19 protein-coding genes and 1 riboswitch are annotated in these 21,023 nt (G+C 69.5%); of the genes, 7 read left to right on the forward strand and 12 right to left on the reverse strand.

Going from position 1 to position 21,023, the window contains the following annotated elements; all coding sequences use genetic code 11:
- Window positions 1–8: 8 nt before the first annotated feature.
- Both LR393_RS20800 and LR393_RS20805 read right to left on the reverse strand, forming a co-directional pair.
- Window positions 9–1,301: an MFS transporter gene (locus tag LR393_RS20800; RefSeq protein WP_231485740.1), complete on the reverse strand. Its 1,293-nt coding sequence runs from the start codon at window positions 1,299–1,301 to the stop codon at window positions 9–11.
- Between the two features lie 49 nt (window positions 1,302–1,350).
- The gene (locus LR393_RS20805) at window positions 1,351–2,871 is read right to left on the reverse strand and encodes a glycoside hydrolase family 43 protein (RefSeq protein WP_231485741.1); all 1,521 of its coding nucleotides are present in this window, start codon (window positions 2,869–2,871) and stop codon (window positions 1,351–1,353) included.
- A gap of 148 nt (window positions 2,872–3,019) precedes the next feature.
- Here LR393_RS20805 and LR393_RS20810 point away from each other — a divergent pair, with 148 nt between their 5' ends.
- Both LR393_RS20810 and LR393_RS20815 read left to right on the forward strand, forming a co-directional pair.
- The gene (locus LR393_RS20810) at window positions 3,020–4,078 is read left to right on the forward strand and encodes a LacI family DNA-binding transcriptional regulator (RefSeq protein ID WP_231485742.1); all 1,059 of its coding nucleotides are present in this window, start codon (window positions 3,020–3,022) and stop codon (window positions 4,076–4,078) included.
- A gap of 216 nt (window positions 4,079–4,294) precedes the next feature.
- Complete coding sequence (locus tag LR393_RS20815) at window positions 4,295–4,456, forward strand: hypothetical protein (protein ID WP_231485743.1); 162 nt, start codon at window positions 4,295–4,297, stop codon at window positions 4,454–4,456.
- Here LR393_RS20815 and fxlM read toward each other — a convergent pair.
- Entirely contained in the window at window positions 4,437–5,648 is a 1,212-nt protein-coding gene (gene fxlM, locus LR393_RS20820; RefSeq protein ID WP_231485744.1) for a methyltransferase, FxLD system, read from the reverse strand. The genes LR393_RS20815 and fxlM overlap by 20 nt on opposite strands.
- 251 nt (window positions 5,649–5,899) lie before the next feature.
- On the opposite strand from fxlM, the gene LR393_RS20825 reads away from it, so the two are divergent.
- Window positions 5,900–6,934, forward strand: coding sequence for a hypothetical protein (locus LR393_RS20825; protein ID WP_231485747.1), 1,035 nt, complete (start codon window positions 5,900–5,902; stop codon window positions 6,932–6,934).
- Between the two features lie 171 nt (window positions 6,935–7,105).
- Here the strand turns inward: LR393_RS20825 and LR393_RS20830 are convergent, their stop codons facing one another.
- The 9 genes from LR393_RS20830 to LR393_RS20870 form a co-directional block, all read right to left on the reverse strand.
- Window positions 7,106–8,239 (reverse strand): MFS transporter, encoded by a 1,134-nt coding sequence (locus LR393_RS20830; RefSeq protein WP_231485749.1) that lies wholly within the window; start codon window positions 8,237–8,239, stop codon window positions 7,106–7,108.
- Window positions 8,236–9,498, reverse strand: a complete 1,263-nt coding sequence (locus LR393_RS20835; RefSeq protein ID WP_231485750.1) for an aminotransferase class III-fold pyridoxal phosphate-dependent enzyme — start codon at window positions 9,496–9,498, stop codon at window positions 8,236–8,238. Before LR393_RS20835 ends, LR393_RS20830 begins: the two co-directional genes overlap by 4 nt.
- Before the next feature lies 1 nt (window position 9,499).
- A complete protein-coding gene (locus tag LR393_RS20840) occupies window positions 9,500–10,267 on the reverse strand; it encodes a hypothetical protein (RefSeq protein ID WP_231485752.1) in 768 nt (255 codons plus the stop codon).
- A gap of 9 nt (window positions 10,268–10,276) precedes the next feature.
- Window positions 10,277–11,062 (reverse strand): SDR family NAD(P)-dependent oxidoreductase, encoded by a 786-nt coding sequence (locus LR393_RS20845; protein ID WP_231485753.1) that lies wholly within the window; start codon window positions 11,060–11,062, stop codon window positions 10,277–10,279.
- Window positions 11,063–11,165: 103 nt separating this feature from the next.
- Complete coding sequence (locus LR393_RS20850; RefSeq protein ID WP_231485754.1) at window positions 11,166–11,969, reverse strand: DUF3152 domain-containing protein; 804 nt, start codon at window positions 11,967–11,969, stop codon at window positions 11,166–11,168.
- A 125-nt stretch (window positions 11,970–12,094) separates the two neighbouring features.
- Entirely contained in the window at window positions 12,095–13,567 is a 1,473-nt protein-coding gene (thiD, locus tag LR393_RS20855) for a bifunctional hydroxymethylpyrimidine kinase/phosphomethylpyrimidine kinase (protein ID WP_231485755.1), read from the reverse strand.
- Window positions 13,564–14,214, reverse strand: a complete 651-nt coding sequence (gene thiE / locus LR393_RS20860; RefSeq protein ID WP_231485756.1) for a thiamine phosphate synthase — start codon at window positions 14,212–14,214, stop codon at window positions 13,564–13,566. Before thiE ends, thiD begins: the two co-directional genes overlap by 4 nt.
- Window positions 14,211–15,029, reverse strand: a complete 819-nt coding sequence (gene thiM, locus LR393_RS20865; RefSeq protein WP_231485760.1) for a hydroxyethylthiazole kinase — start codon at window positions 15,027–15,029, stop codon at window positions 14,211–14,213. Before thiM ends, thiE begins: the two co-directional genes overlap by 4 nt.
- Window positions 15,022–15,119: riboswitch (TPP riboswitch) on the reverse strand. Its footprint overlaps the gene before it by 8 nt.
- Before the next feature lie 55 nt (window positions 15,120–15,174).
- Window positions 15,175–16,407 carry an ROK family transcriptional regulator gene (locus tag LR393_RS20870; protein WP_231485762.1) on the reverse strand — a complete coding sequence of 411 codons (1,233 nt, stop codon included), beginning with the start codon at window positions 16,405–16,407 and terminating at the stop codon, window positions 15,175–15,177.
- A 210-nt stretch (window positions 16,408–16,617) separates the two neighbouring features.
- On the opposite strand from LR393_RS20870, the gene mmsA reads away from it, so the two are divergent.
- The 4 genes from mmsA to LR393_RS20890 form a co-directional block, all read left to right on the forward strand.
- Window positions 16,618–18,162, forward strand: a complete 1,545-nt coding sequence (mmsA, locus tag LR393_RS20875; RefSeq protein WP_231485764.1) for a multiple monosaccharide ABC transporter ATP-binding protein — start codon at window positions 16,618–16,620, stop codon at window positions 18,160–18,162.
- On the forward strand, window positions 18,159–19,448 hold the full coding sequence (mmsB, locus tag LR393_RS20880) for a multiple monosaccharide ABC transporter permease (RefSeq protein WP_231485765.1): 1,290 nt from the start codon (window positions 18,159–18,161) through the stop codon (window positions 19,446–19,448). The genes mmsA and mmsB overlap by 4 nt, the downstream gene beginning before the upstream one ends.
- Window positions 19,449–19,472: 24 nt before the next feature.
- A complete protein-coding gene (locus tag LR393_RS20885) occupies window positions 19,473–20,588 on the forward strand; it encodes a substrate-binding domain-containing protein (protein ID WP_231485766.1) in 1,116 nt (371 codons plus the stop codon).
- Window positions 20,589–20,661: 73 nt separating this feature from the next.
- Window positions 20,662–21,023 (forward strand): NADPH-dependent F420 reductase (locus LR393_RS20890; protein WP_231485767.1); only part of this gene is annotated, 362 nt, incomplete at its 3' end.

A 21,023-nucleotide genomic window follows, 5' to 3' on the forward strand; every position in this document is an offset into this window, starting at 1 on the left:
TCCTTACCTCAGGCAATACTCTTGATGCGGGTGATCATGAAGGCGCCGGCCACGGCCATCGCGATCGAGATGGGGAAGATCAGGCCGTACGAGCCCGTCGACACGGCGACCGTCGAGGTGATGATCGGGCCGATGGTCTGCCCGAGCGTCGTGGCCAGGTTGAGGATGCCGAGGTCCTTGCCGGCCTCCTCCTTGCTCGGCAGCACATCCACGTTGATCGCCTGGTCGACGGAACCGAAGACGCCGTAACCGAACCCGGCGATCGCCGCGTAGAGGAACATGCCCATGGCCGAGGGGAAGATCCACGGCATGGCCACGCCGATCGCGAACAGGGCACTGGCGGCGACGGCGGGCACCTTGCGCCGCCCGATCCGGTCCGAGATCGGCCCGGATCCGAGTGATGCGATCAGCCCGACCACCAGCGTGATGATCGACATCGTGGAGATGGTCGCCGCCGACTCCACCTTCGACTGCCCGACGTAGTTCTGCACGATGTACAGCTGGTACGCGGCGATCATCTGGTAGCTGATCAGCATGAACAGCCGGCCGCCGAAGGCCTTGTAGAAGTCCGGCGCGGCCTTCAGAGCCGGCGGGCGGAACGACACCAGCAGTTCGCGGAAGCCACCGGTGGCGGGGGCCAGATGTTCCACCGGGCGCTCACGGGGCCAGACGATCAGGGTGAGAATGCCGGCGAGCGCCATCAGCACGGCCGCGAGCGCGTAGCCCGGAACGGTCTGGCTGATGAAGGCCGCGCCGACGAGGGCTCCGATCGGGTAGCCGATGGTGGCGCCGGCGCCGAAGAAGGCGGACATGGTGCCGCGGACCTTCAGCGGGGCGCGGTCGGAGATCACGGCGACGGCGGGGGCGAGCATCATGTTCAGGCCGACCATGGTGACGCAGTAGGTGACCATGATGGCGACCGGATCGGTGAGCAGGCCGACGGCGAAGAGCGAGACGCCGCCGAGGAGGCCGCCGCCAAGGATCCAGGGGCTGCGGCGGCCGAACCGGGAGCGGCTGCGGTCGGACAGGTTTCCGAACACCAGGTTGGAGACCAGGGAGACGATCGCGGTGACCGAGTTGATGGTGCCGAACCAGGCGTCCGGGGAGGAGACACCGATGTCGGTGAGGCGCTGCGGGAGCAGGACGGTGGCCACCATGGCCAGGCCGACGGCCCAGCTCAGGCCGAAGACCAGGAATCCGGCCCCGAATCTGGCGATGCGTAAGGGGGCCAGGGGTTCTCGGGTGTCGGGGGCGACATCGTCCGCGAGGGGGGCTTCCTCGATGGAGGACTGGGAGCTCATGGGGGAACCTTCTTTGTTCGTCTTTGAACGGGGTGGTGCGCAGGACCGATCAGCGGTCGGATCCGGTGGCCCGGTAGCCGTCGAAGGTCACGGTGCCCTCGGTGGCGTAGAGCCCGATGACGCGGCCGGTGAACGAGGCGGCGGTCTCGGCGCTCAGGTAGCGGCCGTCGACGCGGGCCAGGCGCACCTGCTCGCCGCCGGCCTCGGCCCAGAGTTCGACGTGGTCGCTCGTCATCATCTCCGGCCCGAAACCCGTTCCCGCAGGGCGTACGGCGTCCAGGTGCAGCGTGACCGGGCCGGCGGGTAGGGTTCCCGTCCATTCCTGACGCAACCCGGGCACGCACGCGCGGGCGACGACGGCGACAGCCGAACCGGACGTCCGTGCTTCGATCTCGTAGTGGTGAGCCTCGTCGTACCGGACGGCCAGGCCACCCACGCCGGCCGACACGTCCGCGATCGTCGAGCTTTCGACGGCAATGGTGAGCTGACGACGGCCGATGAACGAGGGACGCGGGTCGTCGAGGGTGGAGCCGTCGGCGACGATGCTCACGCCGCTCTCGCCGAACGTGGCCACGCTGGCCGGGGTGCGGCGCACGCAGATCCAGCGGTGGTCAGGGGTGCGGGCCTCGTCGGTGATCGGTGCCCTGACGTCCAGAACCACGGGTTCGGCCACGGGCCAGTCATTTTCCCATTGCACGGTGGTGACGAACGTTTCGCGGCCCAGGGGCGAGAAGGCCCGGGTGCCGCCGCCGGGACGCACGCCCAGCACCACGAGCAGCGTTCCGCCGTCCGGTCCCTCGACGAGGTCGCCGTGGCCGGTGTTCTGGATCGGCCGGATCGTGCTGCGGGCCGTGAGGAAGGGATTGGCGTCGTAGGCCTCAAAGGGTCCCTCGGGGGAAGGACCCCGGGCGATCGAGACGCCGTGACCGCGTTCGGTGCCGCCCTCCGCGATGAGCAGGTACCAGAAGTCGCCGCGGTGGTAGAGGTGCGGCGCCTCGGGAAACATGAACCCGGAGCCGGACCACAGCGAGCGCGGTTCCTCGAGCAGCCGGCCGCTCGCCAGGTCGACGCGGACCTGCTGGATGCCGAGGTGCTTGCCCATGTCCTCGCCCTCGAGCAGCAGCCCGGAGTAGGTGACGTAGGCGTTGCCGGTGTCGTCCCAGGTCAGGTCCGGGTCGATGCCGTTGAGACCCTCGAGCACGGTGCCGTCGCTCCACGGTCCGGCGGGGTCGGTCGCGGTGAGGACGACACATCCGCGCCCGGCGGGCACGGTGACGATCACGTGGAAGAGCCCGTCGCGGTGCCGGATGGTCGGCGCCCAGACGCCCAGTCCGGTCGGGACCTCGTCCACGGCGATCTGCTCGGGCCGGGTCGCGACGTTGCCGATCTGCTCCCAGGTCACGAAGTCGGTGCTGCGGTAGACCGGCAGACCGGGCAGGTATTCGAACGTCGAGGTGACGAGGTAGTAGACACCGTCGACCTTCACGACGCTCGGGTCCGGGTTGAAGCCGGGGATCAGCGGATTCGGGAAGGGGGCACCGACATCCGCCGCGGGATGGTTCGAGCTCATCGTCATGCTCCTTCGCACAGCCAACTCTACGAAACTGTTTCACATTGTTTCGTTCTGAAAGCGACAGTAGAGGGGCCTGCGGACTCGAGCAAGAGGCGTTTTCCCATCTGTATTTACGAAACTGTTTCGTCACGCGTAGACTGCGGCCATGTCCGAGGACCGCGCGACGATGGAGTCGATCGCCGCCGCGACCGGTGTCTCCAAGGCCACCGTGTCGAAGGTGCTCAACGGCCGGCCGGGGGTTTCCGAGGCGACGAGGCGACGAGTACGCGAGGCGTTCGACCGACTCGGCTACGCCCCCACCACGCGCCCGGTCGTGCAGCAACGACGGCGCTCGTTCGTCGTCCTCTTCGACACCCTGGCCAACCTGTACTTCCTGAACTTGATGGACGGGCTGGTCGCCGAGGCGCAGAAGGCGGGCGTCGAGCTGGTGCCCGACGTGATGTTCCCGCTCGCGCCCGCCCCCCTGGGCCCGCTGGGGCCGGAGCGCATCCGTGAGCTGCACGAACGCGGCCACACCGGCCTGCTCGTCGTGACCACGCAGGTGTCGGACGAGGTGGTCGCCGTGTGCACCGACCTCAGCTTCCCGATCGTGGCGGTCGACCCGCCCAACACCCTCGACCCCCGCGTCGCCAGTGTCGGCTCGAACAACTGGTCGGGCGGTCTGCAGGCGACGGAGCACCTGGTGTCGCTCGGCCACCGCCGCATCGCCTTCGTCGGTGGTTCAGCCACCCACGCGGGCCTGCGCGAGCGCCTGAGCGGTTACCGCGCGGCGCTGGAAGCCGCCGGCATCCGGGAAGACCCGTCCCTGGTCTCCGAGGAAGGGGGCATGAGCGAGGCGGGCCCGGCCGCGCTGCGCATGCTCGACCTCCCCGACCCGCCCACCGCGTTCTTCGCCTCGAGCGACCCGGGTGCGCTGGACGTCCTCCGGCAGGTGACCCACACCCGACGCTCGGTGCCGGGTGACATCAGCGTGGTGGGCTACGACAACACCTACGCCACGATGCCCTCCCCGGTACTCCTCACCACCGTCCACACCCCCATCGCCGAAATCGGCCGCGTGGCACTGGCAACCGTGATCCGGATGAGCGAGGGGGAACCGCCGGTCTCCCATCATGTGCAGTTGTCCACGTCGATGGTGGTGCGGGAGTCGAGCGGGCCCCCGCCGGGCCGGGCGAGCGTGGCAGTACCCCGGTGGGCGTTGTGAGAACCCAGGAGGTGGGCGCCCCCTGACGAGGGTGCTGCGCACGAAGCAGCGTAACGTCGCACGGGATCCGAGCCCCGGCCGGTTTCTGCTCACCGGCTCAGCCGTGCCTCTCGGACATCCTGTGCACTCGGGTGCGGGGAGGATCGTGCCCCGGAGAATGCGGCCACTGTCGCCGGCCGAACGTGACCTGACGGTGCCGGCAGTTTCGCTGACCAGATGCTCGAAGCCGAGACGCCGATCCCGATCAGCGGCGAGAGCGTGATCCGGCTCGGACACCACGTGCACGAGATCCTCGCCTCCGGGTTTCCCGGGATCCGCCCGTTGGGTGGACGGGTACGAACTGCCGGGCTGGACGGGGTCAGTCCCAGGAGATCGTGAAGGTGCTGGTGAGCCGGTGCACGCGGCGATGGACGAGGTCCGTCGCGGCCGGTGGCCCCTGGCGGGTGACGGTCAGGTGCGGGTGCGCCTGCGGGTCCCAGGCCGTGATCGCGGCGGCATAGCGCTCGGCCAGGTTCCCGGCGGCGGGGCCGTGGGCGTTGATCCCGATCTCCCACTCGTTCTCGGTGCCGGTCGCACGCTGCGTGCGGTAGGCCATGCTCGAGCCCTCGATCAGGGTGGGCCAGCCGATGCCGTTGGGTGCGGGCCGGGGAATCAGCCCGGCCTCGTGGGCTCCGGTGTCGCCGGTCAGGACCGCGACGTCGAGCACGGTGACCAGCCACATGTCCAGCCGCTCGTACGCCCGCGGCCCCTGGTGCGTCACCCCGGTCCACCGCGTGACCTTCTCCCCCTTGAGCGACCGGCTCAGGGCGTCGACATCGACCGTCATGCCGTCGTCCAGGCGCAGTGCCACCCGCTGACCAGGAGCATCGTGCAGCACCGCGGATCGCTCCCGGTGCTCACCGACCCCCTGCATCGCCACGAAACCGGCCTGCGAGATGTCGACCGCCACCATGACGTCCAGGCCCTGCCGGACGAGGGTGACGGTCCGGCGCTGACCTCGCCAGCGGATCGGGGCCACGATGCGGCCGGCCTCGCTCAGCTGGTCCCACCACGCCGGGGGGATGTCCGTGGTCTCGACGGTCGCCAGGATCCGGTCGAACGGGGCGAACTGGGCCACGCCGAACGCGGCATCGCCGGTGATCACCTTCACCTGGTCGTACCCGGTGTCGGCCAGGAACTGACGGGCGCGGGCGGTCACGTCCTCGTCGATGTCCATCGTCACCACCAGCCCTTCCGGACCGGCCAGTTCGGCCAGGTAGGCCGCGTTCACCCCACCCGAACCGATCTCCAGCACCCGCTGCCCCCGACGCACCCGGGCCTGCTCCAGCTGGTAGGCCTGCATGTGCGGAGCGGACACCGAACTCAAGCTGATGCCCTGGGCGTCCCGCTTCGTGACCGCGGCCCGGAACGGGTCGTAGATCCGCTCGGCGTCGACACCCCCGACCAGATGCCGGGGTACCACGCGCAGGGCCTCGATGACCTCGGGCGAGCGCGCAGTCCCCTTCTCCCGCAGCACCGCGACCATCTCCTCACGGCGTTCATCGGCGGGACGAACAGACGAAGTCGGCACGAGAACTCCCGAGAAGATCGACGGCAGAACGACATACGAAGGACGTCAGACCGGCTGACCGATCACCCACGCCCAGGTCGGGGAGCCTAGCGAGACCGAGCGGGGCTACCGGGAGGTTCTCCAGATCCCTGTCTCCCGATCAGTGAAGAACCGTTCCGGACGCCCAGCCCCACTCCTGCAGGCGAGTACGACCGCCGATGGCTTCCTTCAGACCGATCCGAACCCTTCCGATGGCCTCAGCGGAGGTTCGGATGCTCATTGACCAGGTGCTCGACCGGCTGGAGACCGTGCTGGCCGAGAACGGGCTGCCGCCGATGGCACCTGCCCGCCCGGAGACGGCGCCGGTGCTCGAGGAGATCACCGCCGCGATCTCTCCCCTCCGTCTACCGGACGACGTGCTCAGGTTCTGGCAGCGGGTCGACCCCCGATCCCTGCAACCGCTGTGCCCGTTCCCCCGGCTGACCAGCCCGGGTTTCGCCCTGCACGGCTGGCACGAGTTCGAGAAGGAGCAGCGGATGACCCCGGCCCTGCTGTTCCCCATCGCCTACCAGAGTCACTGCTACACCTTCGTCGAGCTGAGCGACGGCGATCGTCCGGGCGGTGCGGTCTTCCACCGGCCGGACGACTTCGAACTGACCCATCCGGATCTGACGTCGTACCTCGACCAGCTGACCACCATGATCGAGCTGGGCGAGTTCAGCCGGGAACAACTGTCGGACGGTGACTGGTACGAGTTCGACCCGGAGAACCGCTGGGAGGAGATCGCCCGGATCCGGCTCACCGGCGCGCTCCCCCTACCGGTGCACGATCATCGCCGCCGTATCCCCCGCCCGATCCGCGACTGGCCCCCGCACTGGCTCAGCTCGAGCGGCCTGACCGACCAGAACCGCCGGGCCTGGGGCGCCGACACCACGATCGCCACGCTGATGTCCACCGCCGCCCGGGGAGTCGAGAGCCACGGCGTCATCCACGCCCAGATCGACGTGAGCGCCGGCACTTCCGAAGGCCGGCGCCTGACCGTGCACGACGGCACCGGCACCCTGGACCTGTGGTGCCCGGCCGCCGTGAGTGCCTACCTGGACAGCGCCCCCGTGCTGGAGTACGAGGTCGTGGTGCGCCCCCACCCCTCAGGGCCCCCGGACATCGACGGTCTACGCGGCCTGGCCCGGCAATTGGCCCTGTCCGGCGACATCGAGGGCGCCCGGCGAGCCGGGTCGGAGCTGGCGGCCAAGCTGTTCGAGTCCCCGGCCGACGCCGTAGCGGTCGCGATCCGCCCGGTGGGCTGACCCCGGTAGCGGCGCCGGATGGGGCGTGACGCTCTCCAGCCACCGCCCGGTCCGACGACCAGGCGCCCACCCGGCGGGGCACGTAAGACTTGCCGCTGCCACCGCATCCCCCCGATCACGACCTTCTCCGTGGCTCCTCGCCCTGGAGACGACCCGCCGGTAGCGGAGTGGTCACGAAGGGAGTGGGGCCCGCAGCTGTGGCAGCCTCCGTACCACCGGCAGGGTCAGCACCAGGGCCAGAGTGGGGACGAGGAAGGCCAGTTGCAGTCCGATCGGGGCCGAGAGGGCGCCCAGGGCAACGGCTCCCAGAAGGGCTCCGCCGTAGTTGAACAGGTTCACCCGGGCGATGACCTCGTCACTGTGCCCCGGACTGGCCTCGCCGGCCGCGGTGAAGGCGAGGGGGACGAGAATGCCCACCCCGATACCGGTGAGGGCGAACCCGATGACAGCCATCACGACCGAGGGCACCGCCACCACCAGGCCACAGCCGAGGGCGCAGATCGCGATACATCCGGCCGCCGACCGGGCCTGACCCACCAGCGGCACCAGGTGGTCACCGGCCAGGCGGGAGACGAGAACCGCCGCCTGGTAGGCCACGTAGCCCAGCGGAGCGGCCGCGGAGGAGGCCAAGAGGCTGTCGTGCAGGTAGACCGAGCTCCACGTGCTCACGGCTGAGTCGGCCAGGAAGGCGGTGAAGACCAGGGCGCCGCAGATCAGGACCACGTTGCGGTGGCCGCCGGTGCTGTGACGCGCGGCCGGCAGCGTGCGACCGGGCTCGAAAGTCGTTCTGCCGACGACAGCTACCACCAGAGCGAAGATCGCGGCCACACCCACCATGACCGCCGCGCCCGCCCCGGAGGCCACGAAGCCCGACATCAGCAGAGCCGCCAGGACGGCCGCCGCCGTGTACGCCGCGAAGAGCCGGTTCATCACGCTGCGCCCGAGCCGGGCCTGCACCAGCACGCCCTGCATGCTCAGGCTCGCGTCGACCGCACCGAGCCCCACGCCGTACCCGACGAGCGCGACGGAGAACACCGGCATCGGCGTCCAGACGGTGCTCAGCCCGAGCCCGGCCGACACCGTCAGCAGGCCCCCGGCCAGGGCATATCGGCTCCCCCAGCGGGCGGCGACCCGGTCGGCCACCATCGACCCACCGGCCGCGGCCACGCAGATCAGCAGCAGCACCACCGACACGTACCCGTCACCGATGTGCTGCCGCTCCTTGAACATCGGCAGCGCGGTGACCAGGGTGGCGTACCCCAGCCCCTGCGCGGCGTATCCCCCGGCGACCCACGCGGTTCTCATCGCAGACCGGCCTCGGGATGTCTCTCGCGCACCACACCGAACGCCTCGTGCGCCACTTCGAGGGTGTGGGCGATGTCGTCGGAGGTGAGGGCGGCATTGATGAAGTGGTTGTGGTGCGAGCTGATGAACACACCGCGCCGCACGCACTCGGCCACCCACTCCTGGTGCAGCATCAGCGAGTCGTCGTCGGCCAGACGCAGGTAGAACAGGGCTGGTTCGCCGCTGGCCACCAGGCTGAACCCATGGTCGGAGGCCGCCGTCGCCAGACCGGTGGTGAGTTCGGTGCCGAGCCGGGAGAAGAGCGCCGGGGCGTCGATCTCGCGTAGCTTGGTGATCGTCGCGATGCCGGCCGCGAAGGGCACCGCGCTCATCCAGTAGCTGCCCGTGTAACTCAGGCTGCCGACCACGTCTTTCAGCGAGTCCCGGCCGCAGAGCGCGGAGACGTTGTACCCGTTGGCCAGGGCCTTGCAGAAGCAGATGAGGTCGGCCCGGAACCCGTAGAAGTGGTCGGAACCGGCCAGGTCCAGCCGGAACCCGGCCCGCACGTCGTCGACGATCAGCACGATGCCGTACTTGTCGCACAGCGCCCGCACCGCCTGCCAGTAACCCTGGGCGGGCAGAACGTTGTCGGCGAAGTTGCCGTGCATGTAGGGCTGGGCGATCAGCCCGGCCACCGCGCCCTCGTTCTCGGCCAGCACCTTCTCCAGCGCGGCGAGATCGTTGAAGGGAACATACAGATTGTGGACGACGTCCTCCTCGAGGACGCCCGGGTAGTCGAGCTTCTGGGTCCAGGCGGCGCTGCCGTGGTAGTACCCCTTGATGAAGACGATCTTCTTGCGCAGGGTTGCGGCCCGGGCCGTCATCACCGCGAGAGTGGTCGCGTCGCCGCCGTTCTTGGCGAAGAACGCCCAGTCGGCCGAGGCCACCGTGTCCACGAGCAGTTCGGCGAAGTCCACCATGACGGACGAGGGCAGACTCACCACGTCTTCGAGAAGCGCCTGCCGGTCGGCGGCGGCCTTCACGTCCGGGTCGCCGTAACCCAGCACGTTGGGGCCGTAACCGCACATGTAGTCGATGTACTCGTTGCCGTCCACGTCCCAGAACCGGGTGCCCTCGGCGCGGGCGGAGAACAGCGGGAAGGCCGACTGCGGGATGAAACAGCCGTTCACCGGGCCCAGATGCCCGTAGACGCCGGAGGGGATGACCTGAAGGGCCCGCTCGAACGCCTTGCGGCTGGCCTCGTACGTGTAGGTGCGCATGTCACTTCCCCAGGTACTGACCGGTGCGGTCGAGAATGCGGTTGAGATTGTCGATCATCGAGATCACGCCGCGCATGGACATGCGCCCGTCGCTCACGGCCGCGATCGCGGACGTGGTTCCGGAGAACACCTCACCCGCGAGGTCCAGGTCGCTGAACCGCAGAGCGGCCTGAGGTGGTTCGACAGGCTGCTCGACGAAGGTGAGCCGGTGGTCGCGCACCCACACCTGATGACGCAGGTCGTCGCCGACCTCGAGATCGACCCGCCCGTCGCGCATCTGACCGGCACTGACGCGTCCGCTGCGGTCCTCGTTACCGATGACGGCGACGGCCGCGAGTGCGACCCGCAGGGTCAGGCGCACGCTGTCGGCCCGGAAGCCCGGGTCGAGCAGGTCGTCGGCGGTGGGTTCGAGGTAGCGGCCGAGGATCTGGCTGAGCGGGGTGAAGACGCCGGTGAGGAAGCGCAGGCCGGTGGGCCCGCCGAACGGGACCGGCTGGGCGGTACCGGCGATGACCCGGTTGAAGTGGCCGCTGGAGGTGAACACCAGGCCGGCGGTCGATCCGCCGGGGCCGGGCCGGATGCCGGAGCGGTCGAACGTGTACGAGCCCCGGGGCCCGCCGCGCACCACCAGCCGGAGCGTGACCGGTTTCGTGAGCGGCAGCAGGAGATTCTCGGCCTCGGGAACCAGGGAGGCCAGCAGCGGCAGGGCCCCGAGCACGGCCTCGAGGTTGACCTGCGCGGTGACGCGAGGATCGACGTCAGTGAGCATCGTTGCCTCTCAGGCGTTCTGGGGGCCGGCGGCGGTGCGGGCGGCGATCGCCAGGACGATGCGCCGAGGTACCAGCCGGGCGCCGAGGGCGTTGATCCGGTGCTGGAGTCCGATGGTCAGGCTAGGTGGCGACGAGGGGCGTTGCAGGGTCTTCCAGGCCCGGTCGACGCTTTCCCCGACGTTCGCGACGGTGCCGACCCGGAACCGGTCGGAACGTGCGGCCTCGAAGAACCCGGTCTCGGTCGGGCCGGGGCACAGGGCCAGCACCCGCAACGACGTGCCCTGGGCCTCGTGCCAGAGGGCCTCGGTCAACGACAGCACGTACGCCTTGGTGGCCGCGTACACCGCCATCGTCGGGATTGGCTGGTGCGCGGCCGTGCTGGAGATGTTGACCAGCACACCCCGGGGCGCCGCGAGCAGGGAGGGCATGAGCAGGCGGCTCAGCAGGGTCAGGGCCAGCACGTTCACGCGGATCTCGTCGGCGATGCGGGCGGGGTCCTCGTCCGCGAATCTCTCCGCGGTGCCGAATCCGGCACTGTTGACGAGAGCGGAAGGCTTCAGACCCGCGTCCTCGATCTGGTCCATCACCCGCCGGGCCCCCTCGGCCTGCGAGAGATCGGCCTCGATCACCAGGACGGCGACGCCGTGCTCCGAGGTCAGCTCGGCGGCCAGGGCCTCCAGCCGGTCGCGGCGGCGGGCCACCAGCACCAGGTCGTCGCCGGCCCGGGCGAAACGGCGGGCGAACTGTTCCCCGAAACCGGAACTGGCCCCGGTCACCACTGCGACGTTGCTCAAACCGTTCCCTCACTCAAATTGGTCAAGCGTCCAACTTGGGTCAGAGTGGCGCATGCGCAGCCCGGTGGCCAGCGCCGCCGGCAATCTTTACGCCGGCGAAATGTCAGGGAGCGGGAACCGGGTCGTCGTACTGCCCGGGGGCACCGCTCAGGAGCTTGCCCTTGACCATGGGCCATCCGTTGGCGGTGCAGCCGTGCAGTCCCAGGGTCTGCTGCTGCATCACCGGGGCCTTCTTCCCGGTGCCGGGGCACAGTTCGTGACCGTGGCCGAGGGCGTGCCCGGTCTCGTGGTTGATCACGTACTCCCGGTAGACCGCCGGCGATGCGCCGTACCGGGGCACGCCGTGCACCCACCGCGCCACGTTGACCACCACGTTCGCGCCGTTACGGCAGGACGTGTACTCGTCGACGTGGCCGACCGCCTCGTCCCCGCAGAGCTGGTCGCGGGTCCGGGGCGTGGCCAGGTAGATGGTGAAGTCGGCGGGACCGCCGGCCGCCACCCGCTGCAGGCGGACGTCGCCCGTGGCCGTCCAGCCCCGGGCGCCGCCCAGCGTCTTCACCACGGTGCGGGCGAACTGATCGGCGGTGATCCCGGAGATGCTCTCCTCCACGGCCACCCGGTAGCGGAACAGCCGACCGCGGCTGCCCGCGACCCGGCTGTGCCCCGACGCCACCGTCCAGGTCCGCCGCCCGGCGCGGGGGTACGTGATGGGAACGACCTTCGGGGTCGTCGAGGGGGCGACCGCCGAGGGGGTGGGGCTGGGCGTGGGCAGCGCCGCGACCGACCGGTGGGCTGCGGGAACGTAGGTGATCGTGACCCCGGTGATACATCCCGACAGCAGCAGAGCCACTGCGCCGAGGAGGACCACGCCCAGGAATCGGCGTGGTCCCCGGCCGGCTGCGGTCATCTCGCGGTCATGACCCGATCGCACTTCGTGTTCCTCCTGGAGGTCCCGCCGGCGCCTGCCCCCCTTGGACGTTTTGTGGCGCTGAAAAGGTTGCCCCAGAAGATAACGCGCTCAGCGGCCGGCGCTCACAACGCGGCGGCGAAGAACTCCCGCTCCAGCTGTGCCGACCTCTCGAAGGCCCGCCACATCTCCTCGCGCAGCGGTGGGGACGCAGCTCCTGCCACCCGGTCGGTGATCGACCGGGCCTGCTGCGTGGCGTACTGGAACAGCGGATCGGCGTAGGTCGCGATCCATTCGGCGTAAGGATTACCCGCCGCGCGGGGGGCCAGCCGGTGACCGATGTCGGCGTACATCCAGTAGCAGGGCAGCACCGCGGCCACGCCCTGTCCGTAGCCCGTCTCCACGGCCTGGCGCAGGTGGCCGAGGTATTCGTGGGTCGCCGGCCCGGGGGCGGGCCGTTCGCTCGCGCCGAGCCAGGTGCGGTGCAGGTTCGACTCCGTGGTCACGCAGGCCGTGGCCGCGGCGACCCAGAACGCCCGCTCGACGGGATCGTCCGCCAGCTGCCCGAGACGACTCAGCACCCCGGCGTATCCCTCGAGATAGTGGGCGTCCTGGGCGAGGTAGTAGCGGAAGGCCTTTCCCGCCAGGGTGCCGTCGGCCAGGCCGGTCAGGAACGGGTCGGCGTCGGTGGCCCGGCGCAGGCCGTCGATGCGCTGCCACCACTCGTCACCGGTGCTGGTGTCCCGTCCCCCGCGCTCCCACAGCCCGGCGAAGTGACTGACCGGGCCGTGCCCCTGCCCGACGTTCAGTTCCTCACCGTGACGCAGACTCTCGGTCAGCCAGCGCTTGGACCGGTCGATGCTGGCGAACCAGTCCCCCGTCACCACCTGCCAGGTCGCGACGGCCGACGACAGGGAGCAACCGGTGCCGTGGGTGGACGACGTGTGGACGCGCGGAGCATCCAGGCGGCGCACCGGGTCGGTCGCGCCCGCGTCCACGAGGGCGTCGCTGACCTCGTCCCCGGCCAGATGACCGCCCTTGGCCAGGACCCGGACGCCCCAGCGGCCGGAGACCTCCAGGGCCTGCCGCACCACCTCGTCCCAGTCCCGCGCCGGCCCGGCCCCGGCCAGCACGGCCAGTTCGGGAACGTTCGGGGTCACCAGCCCGGCCAGCGGCAGCAGATCCCGCAACGCCTGCTCGGCCTCGGGTGTCAGCAGCCGGTCGCCGCTCGTGGCCACCATCACCGGGTCGAGCACCACGATCGGCGGACGCACGCGCCGCAGCCATCCGGAGACCTCGGCGATGATCCCCGGGGCACCCAGCATGCCGATCTTCACGGCGTCGGTCTCGACGTCGTCGCTGACGGCATCCAGCTGCTCCCGCAGGAATCCGGTCGGCGGGGTGTGCACCGAGCGCACGCCGCGGGTGTTCTGGGCGACGAGCGCGGTGACGACGGCCATCCCGTAACCGCCGTTGGCCGCGATGCTCTTGAGGTCGGCCTGGATGCCCGCCCCTCCGGTCGGGTCGGTACCGGCGATCGAGAGGACGCGAGGGGTCGCCGTCAGCGTCGGCACCGGGCCGGTCACGGGGGCGCTCATGCCGCCCACGCGGCCCGGTAGGACGCGGCCGCGGCGGCCGGGTCGGTCGCGGCACAGATCCCGCTGACCACGGCCACCCCCGCCAGGGCACTGCCCCTCAGGGCGGCGGCGTCGGCGACCTGGATCCCGCCGATCGCGACCGCCGGCAGGGCCGAGAGTCTCGCGCGCTCCCGCATCCCGTCGACCCCCAGCGGTGCCGGGGCATCGGGCTTGGTCGCCGTGGCCCGCAGCACCCCGATGCCGACGTAGTCCACCCTCGCGGAACTGGCTGCGGCGGCGGCCAGCTGGTCCGGGTGGGAGGCACTCACACCGAGCACGGCGTCCGGCCCGACCAGGTCGCGGGCACTGGCGGCGGGCAGATCCCTCTGCCCCAGGTGCACCCCGGCCACCGGGGCGCCGAGGTCGCGGGCCGCGAGGTACACATCGACACGGTCGTTGACCAGCAGGGTCACGCCCTCCGGCAGCACCTGCCCGATCTCCAGCACGGTACGCAGGAAAACTCCCGCGGGCTGGTGCTTCTCCCGCACCTGAACGGTGGTGACGCCACCGGAGACGGCCGCCACGACCAGATCGGGCAGGGAAAGACCGGCCCGCCGGGCGCATTCGGCGTCGGTGACCAGATAGAGGCTGAGGTCCGGCGCGGTCATGACACGCGCGCCCGGCGCTCGACGTCGTCGCCCGTGACCGAGGCCAGGGCATCGAGAAACGCGACGGCGAAAGAACCCGGCCCACCGGCCACCGCGGCGGCCTGCTCGGCCGCCACCGTGTAGACGAGCACCGCGGCCGTGGTCGCGGCGAAGGTGTCGGACTCGACCGCGGCGAAGGCCGCCATCACCGCACCGAGCGCGCAACCGCCACCGGTGACCCGTGTCAGCCAGACGTGCCCATTGGCCAGGCGCACGCTGCGGCGACCGTCGGTGATCAGGTCGACCGGACCCGAGACCGCGACGACACCGCCCGTCTTCTGGGCAATTTCACCGGCCGCCCGAACCGCGTCGCCGACCGTGGACGTGGCGTCGACGCCGCGCCCACCCGCACCGGCACCCGCCAGCGCGAGGATCTCGGAGGCGTTGCCCCGAACGATCGTGGGACCCACATCATAGAGCCGGTGCGCCAATTCGGTGCGAACTGGCAGTGCACCGATGGCGACCGGGTCAAGTACCCAGGGGGTACCCGCCTGCTGCGCCGATACCGCCGCCACCTCCATCGCCGCCCGCCGCTCGGCGTGCGGGGTGCCGAGGTTGATCAGCACCCCACCCGCCGCCTGGGCGAAACCCCCTGACTCCTCTGGAATATCGACCATGGCCGGGGCAGCCCCCACCGCCAGCAGCACGTTCGCGGTGAAGTTCACCACCACGTCGTTGGTGATGCACTGGACCAGCGGCGTCTGCCGCCGGACCCGGGTCAGGAGCTCGGCCGTGGCCGTCACAACGGTGTTCTCGGGTACGGCAAAATCCGTCATCCGAAGACATCCCTTCGCTAGTGCGAACTAGATCAGGTTCGACGGGTCTCATCTCAGCCCCCGTAGGTAGGGGCACCCCGTGTCTCTGCGAGGACGTTCCCACTTCCGGCCATTTCGCGCAAGGCCGCAGGTGATCGGCCGCCGGTCACAGGGAGAGCAGCGCCGACACCTGTGGTGAGTAGGTGGCGTAGAGCACCAGCGCGGCCCCACCGATCGCCGCGCCGTCCTGCACCAGCGGCGACAGCTCGACCCGGGCCGTGCGGATCTGCCGGGCCAGCGGACGCGTGCGCAGGGCCCGTTCCACCGTGCTCCGGAACCGGTCCTGGACGTGCCGGATGCCCAGACCGCCCAGCACCACGAGTTCGACGTCGACGATGTTCACCACGTTGACCACCACCGTGGCGACGTGTTCGGCCGCCTCGTCGGCGATTCGGGCGGCGAACCGGTCACCGCCGGCCGCGGCCCGGTACACCGCGTCGTGGGTGAGGTCCCGCGGATCCCCGGACGACAGCACCGAGCCCGCCCCCTCACCGGCCGCGAGACGATGCCGCACGTTTGCCACCACCGCCGCCGGGCTGACCAGCGTCTCCAGGCATCCGGTGTTCCCGCAGTAGCAGAGGGGACCGTCGGGACGTACCGAGGTGTGCCCGAACTCGGCGGCGTTCATCGAGCCGCCGCGATACACCTGATGCTCCAGCACGAGCCCGCCGCCGACACCGGTACCGAGGAAGACGTAGGCGAAATTCGCGACGCCGCGACCGGCTCCGGCCCAGCGCTCGCCGATCGCGGCCGCGGTGGCGTCGTTCTCGAGGGTCACCGGCAGGCCGGTCGCCTCGGCGACCAGGCGTCCCAACGGTACCCGGGTCCAGCCGGCCAGTTGCGGCGGGGCCATCAGCAGGCCCCGGCCGTGGTCGATCGGCCCCGGTGTGACGATGCCCAACCCGAGTACCTCCTCGCGGGCCACACCCGCGCCGGCCAGCACCTCGTCCACCAATTCGGCCACGGCCGCGGCGATCAGGGCCGGGTCGGCATCCGGCGGGGTGGGCCGTCGCAGGCTCCCCAGCGGAGTGCCCAGGAGGTCCACCACGACGCACGACAGCTCCGCCGGGTCGAAGTGCACACCGACCGCCCGTCCGGCAGAAGCATTGACAAGCAGCCGAGTTCGTGGCTTGCCACCGCTGGAGCGTCCCGACCCGTCCTCCCGGACGATCCCCTCCGCGATGAACCGGCGCACGATCCCCGACACCGTCTGCGGTGTCAGGCCCGTGAGCTGCGCGATCTCCACCCGGCTGATGCCGTCGGCGAACCGGATCTGATCCAGCACCACGGCCCGGTTGTACTGAGCGACCTTGGAGAGATTGGTTCCTGTCTGCCGCACGCGACCACGTCTCCCGTTACCGTTCGTCTCACGTTCGTCGACATGTGTCCGGACGCCGTTGACTTAGTAAATCAATTGAATTTAGTGTTCGGCAGCAGTCGGTGATTGCTTGGCGGGGAACGGTCGTCCCGCGGTCACCGACGACGGATGGTCACGGACGATCACCCGCTGAGCCGAAACGGCCACCATGGCCGCGGCCTTGGAGGAGACATGGATGCGGCTCCGCTCCTGGAGATGCGCTCGATCACCAAGGACTTCCCGGGGGTCAAGGCCCTCGCGGACGTGAACCTGGTGGTCCGGCCCGGCGAGATCCACGCCATCTGCGGCGAGAACGGCGCCGGGAAGTCCACGCTGATGAAGGTTCTCAGCGGGGTCTACCCGTACGGCACCTACACCGGATCGATCATCTACCAGGGATCACAGACCCGGTTCTCGGACATCCGCAGCAGTGAACGCGCGGGCATCGTGATCATTCACCAGGAGCTCGCCCTGGTGCCGGGCATGTCGATCACCGAGAACATCTTTCTCGGCAACGAACCCCGGCGCCTGGGCCGGATCGACTGGACAGCCGCCAACCGCAAGGCATTAGAGCTGATGTCCATGGTCGGGCTGAAGGACGACCCCGACACCCTGGTCAAGGACATCGGCGTGGGCAAGCAGCAGCTCGTCGAGATCGCCAAGGCGTTCGCCAAGGACGTGAAGCTGCTGATCCTCGACGAGCCGACGGCCGCCCTGAACGAGAACGACTCGCGGCACCTGCTCGACCTGCTGAAAGGCTTCAAGCAGCGCGGGATCACCTCGATCATGATCTCGCACAAGCTGAACGAGATCGAGGCGATCGCCGACTCCATCACGATCCTGCGCGACGGGCACACGATCGAGACCATCGACGTGGCCTCGGACGGCGCGAACGAGGACCGCATCGTGCGCGGCATGGTCGGGCGCGAGCTGAACAGCCGGTTCCCCGAACACACCCCGACCATCGGCGAGGTGTTCTTCGAGGTGCGCGACTGGACGGTGCGTCATCCCGTCTCCACCGAGCGGCTGGTCTGCAAAGGATCGAGTTTCACCGTGCGGCACGGTGAGATCGTGGGTTTCGCCGGCCTGATGGGCGCCGGGCGCACCGAGCTGGCGATGAGCCTGTTCGGCCGCTCGTACGGGGTCTTCCTCGGCGGCCAGATCATCAAGGACGGAAAGCCGGTCGAGCTGCGGTCCGTCGCCGACGCGATCAGGCACGGCCTGGCCTACGTCAGCGAGGACCGCAAGGCCATCGGCCTGAACCTGCTGGACGACATCAAGACCTCGGTGGTGTCGGCCAAGCTGGGCAAGATCACCCGGTGGGGCGTGCTCGACCACGCCGGCCAGTACCACGAGGCCGAGGAGTACCGGAAGAGCCTGCGGATCAAGGCCCCCAGCGTCGACGAGGGCGTGGTCAAGCTCTCCGGCGGCAACCAGCAGAAGGTCGTGCTGGCCAAGTGGATGTTCACCGACCCCGACCTGCTGATCCTCGACGAGCCCACCCGCGGCATCGATGTCGGCGCCAAGTACGAGATCTACGGGATCATCCAGGCGCTCGCCGACCAGGGCAAGGGCGTCATCGTGATCTCCTCCGAGCTGCCCGAGCTGATCGGCCTGTGCGACCGCATCTACACCGTGTCGGAGGGCACGGTGACCGGTGAGATCGCCCGCGCCGACGCCGATCCCGAGATCCTGATGAAGAAGATGACCTCGACGAGGAGGATGCCCACCCCATGAGCTATCTGAAGGAACTGCAGCGCAACCTCTTCGGCGGAAATACGTCGAACGCCCGGCAGTTCGGGATGATCTTCACCCTGGCCGCGATCGTGCTGTTCTTCCAGATCCGCACCGACGGCCTGACCCTGACCTCGGGCAATCTGATCGCGCTCACCCAGCAGTACGCCTACATCTCGATCCTGTCCATCGGGATGCTGATGGTCATCGTCGCCGGCCACATCGACCTGTCCGTCGGTTCGGTGGCGGCGTTCACCGGGATCGTCGTGGCCAAGGCGGTCACCGAGCACGACGTGCCCTGGCCCCTGGGCGTTCTGCTCGGCCTGGTCGTCGGCGCCCTGATCGGTGCCTGGCAGGGCTTCTGGGTCGCGTACATCGGGGTGCCGGCGTTCATCGTCACCCTGGCCGGGATGCTGCTGTTCCGCGGCGGCAACCAGTACATCGGCAACGCCGACACGGTGCCGGTGCCGGAGGGGTTCCGCAACATCGGCGCGGGCTACCTGCCCGAGATCGGACCGGACACCGGGTACAACAACCCGACCCTGCTCCTGGGCCTGTTCATCTGCCTGGTCGTGGTGTGGCGCGAGCTGCGGGCCCGCCAGGTCCGCCGGCAGATGGAGGGCGCCGAGCCCGCCCCGCTGTGGATCTCGATCGTGCGCATCGCCGTGATGCTGGTCCTGGTCCTCTTCGTCACCCTGCGCTTCGCCGGCGGCCGGGTGGGCACCAGCTTCCCCGTCTCCGGCATCATCCTGGCCGTCCTGGCCGTCGCCTACTCGTTCTACACACGAAACACCGCCGGTGGCCGCTACATCTACGCCGTCGGGGGTAACGCCCGGGCCGCGGAGCTGTCCGGTGTCAAGCTGAAGCGGGTCAATTTCCTGGTCATGATGAACATGTCGGTCCTGGCCGCCCTGGCCGGCATGATCTTCGTGGCCCGTTCCGCCGCCTCCGGCCCGCAGGACGGCCTGAGCTGGGAGCTGGACGCCATCGCCGCGGTGTTCATCGGTGGCGCCGCCGTCTCCGGTGGCCTCGGCACCATCAGCGGCTCGATCGTCGGTGGTCTGGTGATGGCCGTGCTGAGCAACGGTCTTCAGCTCATCGGCACCGGGTCGGACATGGTCCAGATCATCAAGGGCCTGTTCCTGCTCGCGGCCGTCGCGCTCGACGTCTACAACAAGAACCAGGGGCGATTCTCGATCATAGGAACATTGTCGCGCCCCTTCAGACCTGCTCCCGCCGCACTGCCCGAGGGCTCACAGCAGGACGAGAAAGTAACTACAGCAAGCTGATTTCCAATGGAGGGCGATCCCAGCATGCGTACCGTACTCACCAAGGGTCTCCTGGTCGGCGCCGCAGCGCTCATGACCATGACGGCCCTGACCGCCTGCGGCTCCGAGCGCGACGGCGACACCGGCAGCGACTCCGCCGCACCGGAGAAGGGCTTCGCGCAGAACTCGCTGATCGGCGTGGCGCTGCCGGCCAAGACGTCGGAGAACTGGGTCCTGGCCGGCGACCTGTTCACGAAGGGCCTGAAGGACGCGGGTTTCCAGGCCGACGTGCAGTACGCCGGTGCGTCCACGACGGTGGCCGACCAGCAGGCCCAGATCACCGCGATGGTCACCAAGGGCGCGAAGGTCATCGTGATCGGCGCGACCGACGCGGCCCAGCTGTCCACGCAGGTGGCGCAGGCCAAGGAGTCCGGTGCCGTGGTGGTCGCCTACGACCGGCTGATCACCAATACCAAGGACGTCGACTACTACATCGCCTTCGACAACTTCAAGGTCGGCGAGTTGCAGGGGCAGGCCCTGCTCGACGGCATGAAGGAGAAGAAGCCCAACGGGCCCTGGACGATCGAGCTCTTCTCCGGCTCGCCGGACGACAACAACTCGAAGGTGTTCTTCGACGGCGCGATGAGTGTGCTGCAGCCGGCGATCGACAAGGGTGACGTCGTCGTCGGGTCGAAGCAGACCGACATCAAGCAGACCGCGACCCAGGGCTGGAAGGCGGAGAACGCCCAGTCCCGCATGGACTCGCTGCTGACCTCGGCGTACAGCGGCGACAAGAAGGTCGACGGGGTGCTCTCGCCGAACGACACGCTGGCCCGCGCGATCATCACCTCGGTCAAGGGCGCCGGCAAGCCGATCCCGGTCGTGACCGGTCAGGACTCCGAGGTCGAGTCGGTGAAGTCGATCATGAAGGGCGAGCAGTACTCGACCATCAACAAGGACACCCGCAAGCTGGTCGCGGAGACCCTCACCATGGTCAAGTCGCTGCAGGCCGGTCAGGAGCCGACCGTCAACGACACCGACTCCTACGACAACGGCGAGAAGGTCGTCCCCTCGTACCTGCTCCCCCCGGTCATCGTGACCAAGGAGAACGCGGCCGAGGCGTACGCCAACGACCCCACGCTGGCACCGCTCACGAAGTAGTCCCGCACCTGGGGACCCCGCCAGGGCGGGGTCCCCAGGAATGCTTCGGCGAACCGGCTGGTTGCCACCCGGCATGACGACCATCGGATTCATCGGAAGCGGCAACATCGGCAGCACCGTCGCGCGGCTGGCCCTGGCCGCCGGGCACGACGTGGTGCTGAGCAACAGCCGAGGGCCGGAGACCCTCGCCGACCTGGTGGCCGACCTCGGCCCGAACGCGCGCGCCGCGACCGCGGAGGAAGCCGCGCAGGCCGGTGACATCGTCGTCGTCACGGTGCCGCTGAAGAACTACCGCCAGGTGCCCGTGGCCCCGCTCGCGGGCAAGGTCGTCATCGACACGAACAACTACTACCCCGACCGCGACGGCCGCATCACCGAGCTGGACGACGAGTCGACCACCACCAGCGAGCTGCTCCAGGCCCACCTGCCGCAGTC

It is taken from the genome of Kineosporia mesophila (assembly GCF_021129235.1).
Classification (GTDB): domain Bacteria; phylum Actinomycetota; class Actinomycetes; order Actinomycetales; family Kineosporiaceae; genus Kineosporia; species Kineosporia mesophila.

Coding starts and splice junctions, on each gene's coding strand:
- LR393_RS20800 (WP_231485740.1), bottom strand. CDS start 1,301: ATGAGCTCCCAGTCCTCCATCGAGGAAGCCCCCCTCGCGGACGATGTC.
- LR393_RS20805 (WP_231485741.1), bottom strand. CDS start 2,871: ATGAGCTCGAACCATCCCGCGGCGGATGTCGGTGCCCCCTTCCCGAAT.
- LR393_RS20810 (WP_231485742.1), top strand. CDS start 3,020: ATGTCCGAGGACCGCGCGACGATGGAGTCGATCGCCGCCGCGACCGGT.
- LR393_RS20815 (WP_231485743.1), top strand. CDS start 4,295: ATGCTCGAAGCCGAGACGCCGATCCCGATCAGCGGCGAGAGCGTGATC.
- LR393_RS20825 (WP_231485747.1), top strand. CDS start 5,900: ATGCTCATTGACCAGGTGCTCGACCGGCTGGAGACCGTGCTGGCCGAG.
- LR393_RS20830 (WP_231485749.1), bottom strand. CDS start 8,239: ATGAGAACCGCGTGGGTCGCCGGGGGATACGCCGCGCAGGGGCTGGGG.
- LR393_RS20835 (WP_231485750.1), bottom strand. CDS start 9,498: ATGCGCACCTACACGTACGAGGCCAGCCGCAAGGCGTTCGAGCGGGCC.
- LR393_RS20840 (WP_231485752.1), bottom strand. CDS start 10,267: ATGCTCACTGACGTCGATCCTCGCGTCACCGCGCAGGTCAACCTCGAG.
- LR393_RS20850 (WP_231485754.1), bottom strand. CDS start 11,969: ATGACCGCAGCCGGCCGGGGACCACGCCGATTCCTGGGCGTGGTCCTC.
- thiD (WP_231485755.1), bottom strand. CDS start 13,567: ATGAGCGCCCCCGTGACCGGCCCGGTGCCGACGCTGACGGCGACCCCT.
- thiE (WP_231485756.1), bottom strand. CDS start 14,214: ATGACCGCGCCGGACCTCAGCCTCTATCTGGTCACCGACGCCGAATGC.
- thiM (WP_231485760.1), bottom strand. CDS start 15,029: ATGACGGATTTTGCCGTACCCGAGAACACCGTTGTGACGGCCACGGCC.
- mmsA (WP_231485764.1), top strand. CDS start 16,618: ATGGATGCGGCTCCGCTCCTGGAGATGCGCTCGATCACCAAGGACTTC.
- mmsB (WP_231485765.1), top strand. CDS start 18,159: ATGAGCTATCTGAAGGAACTGCAGCGCAACCTCTTCGGCGGAAATACG.
- LR393_RS20885 (WP_231485766.1), top strand. CDS start 19,473: ATGCGTACCGTACTCACCAAGGGTCTCCTGGTCGGCGCCGCAGCGCTC.